The organism is Leptospira saintgironsiae (assembly GCF_002811765.1).
In the GTDB taxonomy this organism is placed as follows: domain Bacteria; phylum Spirochaetota; class Leptospiria; order Leptospirales; family Leptospiraceae; genus Leptospira_B; species Leptospira_B saintgironsiae.
Genome location: NZ_NPDR01000006.1, coordinates 59,441 through 73,142 on the forward strand (window position 1 = coordinate 59,441; position 13,702 = coordinate 73,142).

Below are 13,702 nucleotides of genomic sequence, written 5' to 3' on the forward strand. Positions count from 1 at the left end.
GGTCCAGAAAGTGGAAAAGATCAAAACTTCTCTAAAATAGCTAAAATTTCTTTCCCATATTGTCTAACTTTGGCTTCTCCCATACCTTTGATTGCCATTAGATCCTCTAGGCTTTCTGGTCTTTGGGAGACGATCCGAACAAGTACAGGGTTTTGGATCACCATAAACTTCTTCCATTTATTGCGTCTCGCGATCCTGTCTCTGAAATTTTTAAGTTCGTTCAGGATGAGTTTATCCCCGCTAAGTGGAACTTTTTTACGAGGTTTTTCCGGATCATCAAAAGATGCTTTAGGTTTTCCGAATGCAGTTAGATAAATTTTAGGATATTTATCTCCTTTGATGGATAGTTTTTTGCCCTTCTGCCAATCTTCTAAAAGTTTTAGAATAGATTCTTCAGGAACATGCTTTAAAGAAGAATAATATTCAGATTTATCTAATCTTCTGCGAAGTATGTCCTTGGATTTTGCTCCTCTTAATGTTCCTGCGATGATCTTTTTGCCAAATTTTGCAGGATACTCTGAGATTAATCCTTCGATCGATTTGATCTCATCTGGGTCGAAGATATGTGATTCTTTCTCCTTTTTTTTCTCTGCCTTTAATCTTTCTCTTTCAGTGTAAGCAAGTCTTGCAGAATGAGAGGACGCAGAGTCGGCGCAAGTGTCGCAGGAACCACAATTAGATATTTCTTCTCCGAAATAATCACATAAAATTTTTTGTCTGCAATCAGGAGAACTTACGTAAGATTTTACATGGGAGAGTAGAGTTTCTCCCCCCTTATAATTTGCTTCCTTGGATAAAAGAAAACTTTGGACGCTTAAGTCCCCAGGTAAGAAGAATAATACACAATCCGAATTTTTACCGTCTCTTCCTGCTCTTCCAGCTTCTTGGTAATAACTTTCGAGAGAAGAAGGCACCTGATAATGAAGAACCAACCTAACATTCGGACTATCTAATCCCATTCCGAATGCATTTGTGGCTACGAGTATATTCGTTTTTCCGGATGAATATCCTTCTTGTGCTTTTTCTCTACTGGAATCGGTTCTTCCAGCGTGATACTTTCCTACTTTGTATCCTGATTTGCGTAGAAGTTCATAAATTTCGTCCACTTTTGCGCGAGTTGAGCAGTAGATGATTACTTTTCCAGAAACTGATTTTTGAAAATTACCCTTTTCTAATATTTCTAAAAGTAAATTTTCTTTTTCTCTTTCTGAGTCTGGGTATACCACTGAAAATTTTAAATTTTCTCTGGCATATGTTCCCTGTACATGTAAAGGGAGTTTTAATCCTAAACTATCTGAGATATCCTTTTTGACCCTATCGGTCGCGGTAGCAGTAAGGGCAACCCAAGGAGTCCCTTCTTGTAAATAAGAACGTAATGTATGAAGTTTTCTGTATTCAGGACGGAAATCATGTCCCCATTGTGAGACACAATGTGCCTCGTCGACTGCCATCAAACTTACTGGAAGTTTTGGAAGTAGATTTAAAAAAGAACGTGAGACTGCTCGTTCAGGAGAAATATATAATATTCTAATCTTTCCCGTGGCTGCAGAAGATAATACTCTGACTTGTTCTAAATCATCTTGAGTCGAGTTGCAATAAGCAGCTTGGATCCCTCTTGCCTTTAATCCATCTACTTGGTCTTTCATGAGTGCGATCAATGGAGAAATTACTACCGTAAGAGAATTAGATTCTGCAAAAGAAGGTAATTGGTAGATGAGCGATTTTCCTCCGCCTGTAGGAAGAATTGCGAGTACATCTTTTTTTCCCAATAATGATTGGACTGCTTCCCATTGGCCTTGCCTGAATTGGGAGAACCCGAAATGGGTATGTAGGATCTTTTTCCAATCCTCTATCGAAGAGGAGACTGTTCCAGTGTTTGCAGACAAGTTGAAACTTCTTCCTTAATCTAGATTTCGGATTTTGCGGTATAGAAATCTTGAGGGATGCAGAGAGGAGTACAAGCTATTTTCGATAGATAAAGGTTCGTTTAAAAGAATCTCCGCCAAAATTTCCCCTCCCAATAGGGAAGTCAAAACTCCCCTGGATCCCAAGCCACCGAACACAAACAGGTTTTTTTGCGGTTCTAAAAAAGGGAATTCTTTCTTCCTATTTTTTGCGAGACCCATACCGGAGTATATTTTTCGAAAAGGCTCCGGAGAATGGACTGGGCCCAGGATTGGAAATCGATCTGGAGTTTGGGATCGAATCCCAACGAAATCGGAGCGAATATTGATCTGTTTCCAGTGGACACCTAGAAATGTCTTTTGAGAATATTCTAAAATTTCCTCTCTATCTTTAGTTCTCGGATTTGGATCTAATTCGAATTCATCAAATGTAGAGCCGTTTACTCTGATCCCATTTTTAGAAGGAGTCAGATATTTTTCTCCCACATAGATGGGATCTTTTTCGGATTCTATATTCTGATCTTCTAATATTTCTAATTGTCCTCTAACGGACCTAAGGGAGAAGGGCGACTCTTTCCATAATCCTTGTAATAAACTTTCTATCCCGAAAGAATTTGCTAAGATTAAAACTTCTGTCTTACTTAAAATTTCTTTGTTCTCGGAGAGTAATGTCCATTCTTCTTTTTCGAAAGAGATTGATCCTATATTCCCTTGTTTGAGTAGAATATTCGGATGATCTAAAAGTTTTTCTGCTAATGCAGGAGTATCCGTCCAAAAACCAGCAGGATAGAAAATACCTTTTGCATTTTCGGGAAATTTTTCTCCAAGTTCCGTTTTTAATTCCGCCAATTCATTGGATAAAAAATGCGCCTTAACACCTTCTTCCAATCTTTCCCAAGGAAGATCTTCTCCCGAGAGTTGTAATGTACCAGAGATTTGGTAAGAATCCTTAGGTAAAAGATCAGAATAGCGACGGATAGAATTTCCTAGACAACGAAGAGTCCATAAACTGGTTGGAGTTTCTCCTTTGGTAATATGAGGATGAGAAACTGCCATTGGAACAGAAGATGCACGTAACGCGTTATGATCATCCCAAACTTCTACCTGAATTCCTCTCCAAGCAAGTGCTCTTGCGATATTTGCTCCTGCAAGCCCAGCCCCGAGCACGGATACTTTTTCAGGAATTTTAGAAGAGTATGTTTTTCTTAAAAATGGGATCGGATTTGTATCTGGTTCCGGTTCGGATCCGTAAACACCGATCAGCATTTCTCTCTTTCTTCCATAACCTGGAATTTTAGAAAGGGAGAAGCCTGCACCGCTCAGACAATCTTTGACGCTTCTTGCCACAGTGAATGTGGCAAAGCTTGCATTCTTATTTGAAAGTCTTTTGAGTTGGATAGAAATATTTTCTCCCCAAAGGTCTGGGTTTTTAGAAGGTGCGAAACCATCTAAGAAGAATGTATCGAATTTTCCGGATGTTTCTAAAAGAAGCTGGGTAGCATCTCCTATCCATAGATCCAAAATCAGATTTTCTTTTTCGAATAGAAACGTATTACATCCAGGAACGAGTAATTTATATTTTTCTAAAAATAATTCTAGTAATTCGCTAAGCTCGGGAAACGCTGAGATTGCTTTTAGAATATCATCCTTTTCTAATGGATATTTTTCGAAGGAAGTAAATCTTAGGATTCTGGCGTTAGATTTACTTTTACAATTTCTCCAAAGCTGCCAGGCGGCGAAAAAATTTAAACCAGTCCCAAATCCTAATTCTAAAATTGAAAATATATGCTGAATTTCAGGAGAAGATAATCTTTCTTCCAATCTGTTTCCCTTTAAGAAAACATGTTTGGTTTCTTCCAAACCGTTTTCTGGAGAAAAATAAATATCATTAAATTCTCTGGAAACTGGGGTGCCGTTTTCTTTCCAGTCTATCATCCAGGATTTTCCGAATCTGATTTAGTATCTTCTTTAGGTGGAAGCCCTGCGGAGGGCAGGTTTTGCAAAGGGGGATATGCCGGTCCTTCTTCTTTTTTATGAGGCACTTTAGAAAGTTGTATTTCTTTTCTAACCCCCATCCTGTAGGTAGTCATGTTCATGTAAAGAGAAGGAGCAGGTAACCCATTTGCAGTTGTGACCTGATTTTTGATATTCAGACCTTTACCGTCCAAATCTCCGAAACTTGTGATCTCCAAAAAAAGATAGGCATTATAAAGAATGGTTTCCGGAAAGTATTGGCCTATATTATATTCTAATAATAAACGAAGTCCTTTTAGTTCTTGTAACTGGTTTTTGACACTGGAGACTCTATGTTCTCTTTCTATAATATCCATTCTATAAACAGCGAGACCGTATATTGGACCAACGCCAAAGTTTACATTTTTACCTTCGTAATACCCTAAATAAAGTGTGAAATACATTTGGTAATCTTCGTATGTGTATTCCATATTTCTTCCTAACTGAGGAGGAAGAGGGAATAGTTGATTGGAAACATAATCGTCGAATGCGAGATAACGTCTTCCGTCATCAGGATAATTGATCAGATTTCCTCTATATGTTCGGGGAGAAGTTAAATTAAAGGACCAAGCGAGCCCACTTAAGAAAGAAAAAAATCCTTTGATATCTCTTGTGCCTGGGATCCTACTTGGAACAGATCCGATAGAGTAAAATGCACGTGTAGTTGTGGAGCCTCTACTTACTACGCTTGTATCTGCGCCTGAACCTGGAGCACTGAACTTACTGATAGGTATTCCCTGGACATTGGATGGGTGAGTAAAAAAATCTAAGGCGGTATATTCAGCACCCGCATTGATAATGATCGAGTCTAAAATCCCGCTCATACTCTTACATGAAGCGAGAATAAGAAATAGGCAGCAGGTTATGATTTTTTGGAAAAAAACCGGATTTAGTCTCTTTGAATCCATCGTCCAGAACCAAATTGAAACGGTCGGAAATCAAACCAAGTCCATTTCATGGGGCTTGACTGCTCACACCGAAAACCGAGGATCGTATTAGTCGAAGTATATGTCTTTCGAAAAAAAACAGCCTATCTTATACCCCGTATCCGTAGCCCCTATGATGGACTGGACGGATAGGCATTTCCGTTTTTTCTTAAGACTAATCACTAAACATTCTCTATTCTATACAGAAATGGTGACTACTGGTGCCATACTAAGAGGGGACAAACATAGATTCTTACGTTTTTCTCAGGAAGAATCTCCTGTTTCATTACAGCTAGGCGGAGACAATCCTTCTCAACTTGCAGAATGTGCTAAGATTGGAGAAGAATACGGCTACTCAGAGATCAATCTGAATGTGGGTTGCCCAAGCGATAAGGTCCAAGTAGGAAATTTCGGAGCCTGTTTGATGAAGGACCCGAATAAAGTCGCTGATTGTATCTCAGAAATGGATTCTAAAACTTCTATCCCAGTTACAGTGAAATGTCGTATTGGTGTTCGAGGAAAAGAAACATTAGAAGATTTGTATGAATTTGTAAGATCCGTAAGCCAAGCTGGTGCGAGAAGGATCACTATACATGCAAGAATTGCAATATTAGAAGGTTTAAGTCCGGCTCAGAATAGAACCATTCCTCCATTACGTTATGACGATGTGTATTCTATCAAAAAAAGTTTTCCTGATCTTGTGATAGAGTTGAACGGAGGAGTCAAAACCATTTCGGATATCCATTCCCATTTAGACAAAGTGGATGGAGTGATGATAGGAAGGGCAGCTTATGAAAATCCTTTCTTATTCTCTGAAGTTGACTCTGAATTTTTTGGAACAGAACCTTTAAGCTTAAGTCGCAGAGATATTTTCGAGTTAGCGCAGGAATATGTTTCTTCTCAAACTGCAGAAGGTGAAAAGCCAAGTCGTATCTTAAAACATTTACTTGGAGCATTTCATGAGATCAGGGGTGCCCGCTCCTATCGCAGGATTCTCACAGAGAAAATGTATTCTAACCCTAGTCCTAAATTACTTATAGAAGCATTGCAGTTTATTCCCGACGAATACCTGGATCGTAAATTAGGAATTCCGAAAATTGAGGCCAAAGAGGTTGCGAATCCGGTGGTTTAATCGGAGAACGCTCGTCTAACTACTGCATACTATTTGCGGAGAAACTTTTGGACAAGATTCGAACCATAGATTGCGGATATGTAGAAGCAGGACTTGCCTGTGCTTATCTGATTGTGGACGGGGACAAAGCTACATTCGTAGAAAATAATACTAATTATGCAGTCCCTCTTCTGTTAGAAGCATTAAAAGAAGAAGGACTTACTCCTGAGTCTGTAGACTATATCATCATTACTCATGTTCATCTGGACCATGCGGGAGGAACAGGAAAACTAATCTCTCTTTGTCCGAATGCAACTGTACTTGCACATCCAAAAGCTGCGCCTCATGTAATCGATCCAACTCGTCTTATTAAAAGTTCCATCCAGGTATATGGAGAAGAGAATTATTTCAAGTTGTATGGTGAAATTCTTCCTGTACCGAGTGATCGTGTTCGCACTATGAGTGATGGAGAAGAATTGTCCTGGCAAAAAAGAACATTTAAATTCCTGCATACAAGAGGACATGCAAATCATCATTTTTGTATTTATGATTCATTGACAAACGGGATCTTTACTGGAGATACATTTGGGATTGGTTATACATTATTTAGAAAAGGAAAAGATTCTCTATTATTTCCTTCTACAACTCCAACTGATTTTGATCCAGAAGAAGCAATACTTTCAGTAGATAAGATACTTGCTACTGGTGCGGACAAAGCTTATCTCACACATTTTGGGGTTTGGGAAGATATCCGATCAGGAGCTTCTCAAATGAAAGAAGGTCTTAACGTTATGAAAAACGTTCTAGTCTCGGCAGAAAAGACAGGCTTGGAAGGAGAATCATTGATTGGATTTTGTGAAGCTAGAGTCCGTTCTTATTTAGAGGATCAAATTCATACCCGACATCTGCCTTTTGGAGAAAAAGAAGAAAGATTTATAGGTTTCGATTCTCAGATCAACGCACAAGGGATTGCATTTAAGATAGAAAGATCTAGAAAGAATAAGAAATAAGTTTCCATCCCTTAAGTATATATTTTTAATACTTCTAACTTAAAGATAAGAATCCCAAATAGTCTAGTGCTTCTTAGGCGAAGTTTTTCATTTGATTTCCTTGTTTCGAATTTTTTGAATATACATGTGGGCGTGCTAGCGGAAAGATCTGATAGAAAAAGAAATCTAGTAGTCCTTCTTTGTACCTTTTTCCTCTTAATCTCTTGCTCTACAAAAACTTCTGAAAAAACTCCTCTTCTTTATAAAGGAAGTATAGACCTGAGTACAGCTAGCCCTTGGGGAGAAATTTATCCTCTTAAAGGAGACTGGGAATTCAATTGGGGAAATTTATACTCACCTAATACAGGTTATGCGGCTAGTGGACAATACTTTCCTGTTCCTGGAATTTGGAGGGATTATTCTCCAGAATTTACATTACAAGGACATGGTTCTTATAGATTAAAGATCCATAAAACTCCAGAGCAGAGGAATCTCGCCATTTATGTGCCCCGAATCCCGGGTGTGTATTCAGTATATTTCGGAAAAAGAATGATCTTTGCCAACGGGATCAATGGAACGAATAGGTTTGATACAGAGTTCTTAGCACATCCAAATTCTCAGATCTATCTTTTGGATTCCTTGGATACTGAACTTATCGTAAATGTTTCGAATTATAGAGGAAATTTTTTAAAAGGTGGAATACGAAATCCATTCCTGATAGGAGATATAGATTCTTTAAAATTAAAAGTGGTCCGTGAAATGATCTGGGAAACACTTTTAGTTGCGATTATTTTTTCAGTAGGTTTGTATCACTTGATCTTCTTCGCATCTTATCGAAAAGATTTAGTGCCATTATTTTTCTCACTATTTTGCTTTTTAGTAGCCTTCTATTCATTCGTAACTTCTGGCCTTCAGTATATTCTTACACCTGAATTGACTTTAGATTGGCGTATCAGAATGGAATATTTCTGCGAAGCGTGTTTGGTGCCTTCTGTATACATGATCCTGAGGACAATGTATCCGAAACAATTCGGGGCCAAATGGATGGCAATCTTAATGAGCACAATGTTCATTTTTGTCCTTTCTGTTTTTGTATTGGGAGAAGAAGAACTTATCTATCTGTATTCCTTCTTTATGCATGTTCCTCCATTTTACAGTTTGGTCCTGTTGGTAACATTAGGATATGCTTGGTGGCAGAAGGAAGATCGAGCCAGAACAGTATTCCTTTCCGGGATCATACTTGCGATTTCTATGGTGAACGATGTGATCTGGGGATTATACGAAGTTTACTTCCTCATACCTTATAGTTTTCCGGCAGCGCTTGTAGGATTTATAACATTCAATTCTTATATTATATCATTAAGATTTACTAAAGATCTGGAGAAGGTGGAAGCCTTCGCCGAATTACAATCCAAGTATAATGAACAACTTAGGTTAAACGCCGAGGAAAAAGCAAAGTATGCAACCTTGGTGGACCAATCTATGGACAAAGGATTTCATTCTCTTATAGATCAGTTGGAATCTAAGGAAAGTTCTGACAAATCACTTTCTAAACTTAAAGACGAACTCAATCAAACTCTCTCGGGAGTCAGAGATATTTTGGACCTGATGCATCATCAGGGTGGAAAAGAAGAATTAGTAGAAGATGAAATGAGAAAGTTCGTCTTGAAAAACCCGTTATTCGCACATTCAGAGATCCAAACTGTTTCCCAGTTTTTGAGAATAGACGAATGCCTCCAGGTCCAAAGGATCTTCTCCGACGCAGTAAAGATAGGTGCGAGAAGGTCCGGTGAATCCAAAATTTTCTGGGGAAAAGAAGGAGATTCGATACTACTCAGGTTACAAGCAACAGGAGTTGTGGAAATCAAAGAAGAACCTTCTTCTCTTTTGGAAGCGGACCTAAAAGTGAGGGCCGAAAAGTTAGGAGCAAGATTTTTCCTATTGAGCGAGCCTGGAAAATTCGAATTCGAACTCAGATTGCATTCTTAAACGAATTTTTCAGAAGAGAAATTGGATTCTTCTGAAAAAGAGTTGTCTCAAATCCTCGGTAGGGTATTCTACACAAGATTAGAATGATTCTAATCTGTGGTGATGAAAATATGAAGAATTCAAAAATACTATACTTGGGTCTAATTTTGGCCTTGGTTTCGGCATGCGGCCCATCCGAGAAAACAAAACAGCTTATGCAAGACGCGAAGACTTCCTTCGGAATTCTTCCGGAAAAAATGCCAGGTTCCGAAAAGGATACTCCGGCTAAGATTGCTTTAGGCGAAAAACTCTATTTCGAAAAACGTCTTTCTATCAACGATTCACAGTCTTGTAGTTCCTGCCACGGAACTCTTGGCAAAACCGCTGGAGTAGACAATCTCCCTACTTCTCCAGGTGCGCTTGGGAAAAATGGAGATCGGAATTCTCCTACATCTTTGAACGCAGGATTCCATTTCGTTCAATTTTGGGACGGAAGAGCGGCTGACCTAAAGGCTCAGGCAAAAGGTCCTATCTTAAATCCAGTAGAAATGGCTATGCCTTCTGAAGCTGCAGTGGAGAAAAAACTTTCTGAAATCGCGGAATACGTGGATCTGTTTGCAAAAGCATTCCCGGATCAGGACAAAAAGATCACCTATGACAATTTGGCAGAGGCGATTGCTGCGTTCGAAAGAACTCTGATCACCAGAGACCGTTTCGATGAGTTCCAAGCAGGAAATCATAGAGCTTTAACTTCTGATGAGCAGAAGGGACTGGAAACCTTCCTAAGCGCTGGATGTATCCAATGTCATAACGGGCCTCTATTAGGAGGAAACAGCTTCCGTAAGCTAGGACAGGTGAATCCTTACGAAAACACGACCGACGTTGGAAGATCCGCAGTGAGTAAGAACGATGCTGAAAAGTATTTCTTCAAAGTTCCGTCTCTTAGAAATATAGCCTTAACTGCTCCTTATTTCCATGATGGAAAGGTAGCAACCCTGCCGGAAGCGGTTAAAAAAATGGCATATTTGCAGCTTGGAAAAGAGCTTTCCTCGGAAGAGGTGGATTCGATAGTATCTTTCTTGAAGGCATTATCGGATAAAAATCGGTCTAATTAATTAGATCTCAGATCAAACGAACTTACAGAATTGAAACCTATTCAGACCGGCTCCGAAAGGAGACGGTTTTTTTTTGCCTTCTCCCTTCGGTTATAGATGAGGTTTATCTTTCCAGGATCTGTCTGTACTTTCTGTGAGTTTCGCCAGTGAAGATCTGACGTGGACGAACCTTATGAGAAGAATTCACACCGGTTCTTTGTTCTCTCCAGTGAGCTAACCATCCAGGAAGTTTACCTATCGCCTGCATTGCAGTGAAAAGTTCTTTAGGAATTCCTAAACTATGGAATAGGATCGCACTATAGAACTCTAGGTTTGGATATAGATTTTTTTCCAGGTAGAATGGATCTTTACTTACATAATCATCTACTTGTAGAGCGATTTCTGCAATTGGATCTAACTTCTTCTGTTTGTAAAAATCTAAGAATAGCTTTTGAGCTATTGTAGAACGTTTGCTCTTCACCTTGTATGCATCATGACCGAAACATGTGGAGTGAAGTTGGAATTCCCCTTTTTTCAATCTTTCGAAAAACTCAGGAACTGAAAGTTTAGATTTGATGATATCTTCGATCAATTCTACTGCTGCAATCTGTCTTCCACCTTCTCTGGAACCCCAAAGAGCGTTGATCGCAGAAGATACAGAAGCGAATATATTTGCTTGGGTAGAACCGATCAGCTGAACAGTAGTGTTCGAAACATTCTGCTCATGATCAGCATATAAGATCCAAAGTTGATTTAAGATCCTATCATGCTCTTCAGAAGGTTGGTATTTAACCGACGGAATAGAAAAAAGCATATATAAGAAATTTGTACAGTATGGATGACGATCCACTGGATAAACGAAAGGTTGCCCGATCATTTTTTTATAAGAAAATGCAGCGATCGTTCTGATCTTAGCTAAAAGTCGAGCTGCTTGGTCAATTCCACGATCTAAATATTCTTCGTATTCGTCTTGGTAATAACTGGATAGGGAAGAAACCATTACGGAAAGAACTGCGAGTGGGTGAGCTCTCCCTGGAAATCCATCAAATAGATTGATCATGTCTTCGTGGATCAAACTATGTTTGGAAAGTTTCATGGAGAATTCTTTCAGCTGTTTTTCGTTAGGAAGATCTCCGTAAATCAGCAGGTAGCTGGTTTCTACAAAAGTGGAATAATGTACTAATTCCGCTACATCATAGCCTCTATATTGCAAATCTCCAGTAAGAGCATCCCTTCTGGAAATTTTACTTTGGGCATATGCCGTATTAAAAAAACCGGGATCGTAAGAAGTTAGTCCCGTCTTATTATGCAAATCTCTAATATCGATTCCTTTATTCCCGTCAGTTCCGGTGATTACTGGAAGACGGTGGACCTGGTCTCCGAATTTCAACTCTACGAAATCGCTCATACCGATAGGAAACAGGGGAAGGGCAGAAGAGTCAAACCTTCCTTCGGCAAAGCCTGCAATTTTCCCTTTCGGCTGGACAAAACTTCTCCTTCAGATTTACTCTCCCGAAGTTTCGAAGGAATTTTGTTTTGGAGCATCTCCCCGGTTTTTTTCTTCATTTTTGGATCCAATTTGGAACCGCACTTTGCCTACTTCTCGCGGCGATGGAGCTCGCTAAGAAAAGGGAAAATGCGATGCCAGGTGGGATCTTCTACCTAGCCATCATTCTCGCCTTGGTGGAGAGTCGATTGGGCTTAGGTCTGGTGCCATGGGCCGCGGATCATATTTGGTTCTGGCCTGCATTCTTCCCCGCGGTCTGGGCTGTGGGTCCTACATTACTTTTGGTGTCTAGGAATATGGTCCAATTTGCTTTGGACAGAGAGATCCAGATTGGAAAACATTTTATTCCGGCTATTCTACTCTTACTCGGGGAATTAATCGCCTATACTATTCTACCTGCAGAAGAGATCAGAGAATATATCCGAAATGCAATGTTCGGTTCCAAGGTGGATATTCTAACTGGAGTTACAATTTTTGGTTCCATCCACCAAACTGTTTATTCCATTTTTCTTTGGGTGTTGTTTAGAAAGGCTTCCAAGGAAACTGAGATCCCACTTTCTTCTCTAGTTTATACGATCCTGTTCGTAGTTTTCACAACGATTCAACTTTGTTGGTTCGGATATTTTTTGAAGAATCAGTTTTTATTAGCTGCAGGTTCTAGTTTCCAAACTTTAGGGATCGTTCTTGTATTTTTATTCTCCTCAAGATATCCGAATTTTTTCATTTCTTTGAAGTCGGAGATCCAACAGAAAAGATACGAGAGAACCCAGCTAAATGGATTGGATCTGGACCAACTTCATACTCGTATCAATGAATTGGTAGAGGCGGATAAAATATATAAAGAAGAAAGTCTGAAAATCCAGGACTTCGCCGAAAAACTATTGGTATCTCCTCACCAACTTTCCCGCATTTTAAACGAGACCTACGGCAAAAACTTCAATGAATTCCTAAATTCATTTAGGGTAGAAGAGGCCAAAACTCTTCTATTAGAGGACCTGGAACGAACTGTTCTCTCCATCGCATACGATGTTGGATTCAATACTAAGTCCACATTTAATGCACAGTTTCTGAAAATCACAGGAATGACTCCTCTAGAATGGCGAAAAAAGGGTAGCAAACTATAAGTTCGGACGATTGTTTTTCGCATATCGGTTAGGATAAAACCTTCCTGTCGGATTCCGCAAGGAAGGAGAAGAGACCGATGTCCCGAGAAACATATCCTAAAGAAGAACTAGAATCTTACCGCAAAGTGCAAGCCTTGGCTTACGAAGCGGTGGAATCCGTACGCAAGGAATTATATCCAGGGATCACCGAAAAAGAAGCCGCTCGCAAAATTGACGATTATATCCGAAACGCTGGAGGCACGTCCTTCTTCCATTATGGTTTTGCATGGTTTGGAGATAGAACTGCATTTAGAGGATTCAAACGTCCACTCTCTCTTAATTATTTAAGAAAAGGAGAAGGTTTACTCCCTCATTTCGGAGGAAAGTTCCAACCCTCTAATCGTAGATTAGAAGAAGGTATGGCTGTGATCCTTGATGTAGCTCCTACGTTTGCAGGAAGAGCTGCAGATGTTGGTTATGCATTTTCATACGGCGAAAATCCAGAACATGATAAAGCACTTTTAAGTTTAGAAGAATACAGAGAATTAATCATAAGAAGAGTTTTAGAAGAAAGATCCTTATCCGAAATCTATTTAGAAGTGGATGCAAGGATACGTGCATCTGGATACGTTAACTGTCATTCTATCTATCCCCAGGGAGTTTTAGGTCATAAAGTAGGAAGACTTCCTGCTTATAATTTCCCAGGCGGAAGAGTGAATGGATTTCCATTCCAAACATTCGCATACTTATTCCCTCAAATGATAAAAGATCTGATTCCTGGAGTTTCAGGACATTCTCCATTATGGGGAGAAGGTTCCGACTTCAGAGCGGAGCCAGGACTCTGGGCAGTAGAACCTCATATTGGTAAGATTTATTCTGGCTCAAAAGAATCAGAATCCTTCGGAGCAAAATGGGAAGAAATCCTAGTAGTTACAGATTCCACTGCGTATTGGTTAGATGAGGATCTTCCTCATGTTCGTCTTTGGAAGGAGAAGAAAAGATCTAAATCTTCTAAACCAGTCACAGGCGCTAAAAAACAAAAAGAAAAAGTCCCGGCTTAATTGAAATACATTCAATAATTTTAATA

At 39.5% G+C, this 13,702-nt stretch carries 10 protein-coding genes; 6 read left to right on the forward strand and 4 right to left on the reverse strand.

Annotated elements, in window-relative coordinates:
* Positions 1-20 precede the first annotated feature (20 nt).
* The 3 genes from CH362_RS13950 to CH362_RS13960 are packed head-to-tail and all read right to left on the reverse strand — an operon-like array spanning position 21 to position 4,741.
* Positions 21-1,886, reverse strand: a complete 1,866-nt coding sequence (locus CH362_RS13950) for a RecQ family ATP-dependent DNA helicase (protein ID WP_100710945.1) — start codon at positions 1,884-1,886, stop codon at positions 21-23.
* 15 nt (positions 1,887-1,901) lie between these two features.
* The gene (gene mnmC1, locus CH362_RS13955) at positions 1,902-3,839 is read right to left on the reverse strand and encodes an FAD-dependent 5-carboxymethylaminomethyl-2-thiouridine(34) oxidoreductase MnmC1 (protein ID WP_100710946.1); all 1,938 of its coding nucleotides are present in this window, start codon (positions 3,837-3,839) and stop codon (positions 1,902-1,904) included.
* Positions 3,836-4,741, reverse strand: coding sequence for an LIC10647 family lipoprotein (locus CH362_RS13960; protein ID WP_100710947.1), 906 nt, complete (start codon positions 4,739-4,741; stop codon positions 3,836-3,838). The genes mnmC1 and CH362_RS13960 overlap by 4 nt, the downstream gene beginning before the upstream one ends.
* A 184-nt stretch (positions 4,742-4,925) precedes the next feature.
* On the opposite strand from CH362_RS13960, the gene dusA reads away from it, so the two are divergent.
* The 4 genes from dusA (at position 4,926) to CH362_RS13985 (ending at position 10,026) form a co-directional block, all read left to right on the forward strand.
* A complete protein-coding gene (dusA, locus tag CH362_RS13970) occupies positions 4,926-5,975 on the forward strand; it encodes a tRNA dihydrouridine(20/20a) synthase DusA (RefSeq protein ID WP_100710949.1) in 1,050 nt (349 codons plus the stop codon).
* A gap of 47 nt (positions 5,976-6,022) precedes the next feature.
* On the forward strand, positions 6,023-6,964 hold the full coding sequence (locus CH362_RS13975; RefSeq protein WP_100710950.1) for an MBL fold metallo-hydrolase: 942 nt from the start codon (positions 6,023-6,025) through the stop codon (positions 6,962-6,964).
* Positions 6,965-7,222: 258 nt separating this feature from the next.
* The gene (locus CH362_RS13980; protein ID WP_100711131.1) at positions 7,223-8,932 is read left to right on the forward strand and encodes a 7TM-DISM domain-containing protein; all 1,710 of its coding nucleotides are present in this window, start codon (positions 7,223-7,225) and stop codon (positions 8,930-8,932) included.
* Between the two features lie 110 nt (positions 8,933-9,042).
* On the forward strand, positions 9,043-10,026 hold the full coding sequence (locus CH362_RS13985; protein ID WP_100711132.1) for a cytochrome-c peroxidase: 984 nt from the start codon (positions 9,043-9,045) through the stop codon (positions 10,024-10,026).
* 103 nt (positions 10,027-10,129) lie between these two features.
* Here the strand turns inward: CH362_RS13985 and CH362_RS13990 are convergent, their stop codons facing one another.
* A complete protein-coding gene (locus CH362_RS13990) occupies positions 10,130-11,413 on the reverse strand; it encodes a citrate/2-methylcitrate synthase (RefSeq protein ID WP_100710951.1) in 1,284 nt (427 codons plus the stop codon).
* 128 nt (positions 11,414-11,541) lie between these two features.
* Here CH362_RS13990 and CH362_RS13995 point away from each other — a divergent pair, with 128 nt between their 5' ends.
* Positions 11,542-12,636, forward strand: a complete 1,095-nt coding sequence (locus tag CH362_RS13995; protein WP_100710952.1) for an AraC family transcriptional regulator — start codon at positions 11,542-11,544, stop codon at positions 12,634-12,636.
* A 77-nt stretch (positions 12,637-12,713) separates the two neighbouring features.
* Positions 12,714-13,676, forward strand: coding sequence for a M24 family metallopeptidase (locus CH362_RS14000; protein WP_100710953.1), 963 nt, complete (start codon positions 12,714-12,716; stop codon positions 13,674-13,676).
* Positions 13,677-13,702: the final 26 nt, after the last annotated feature.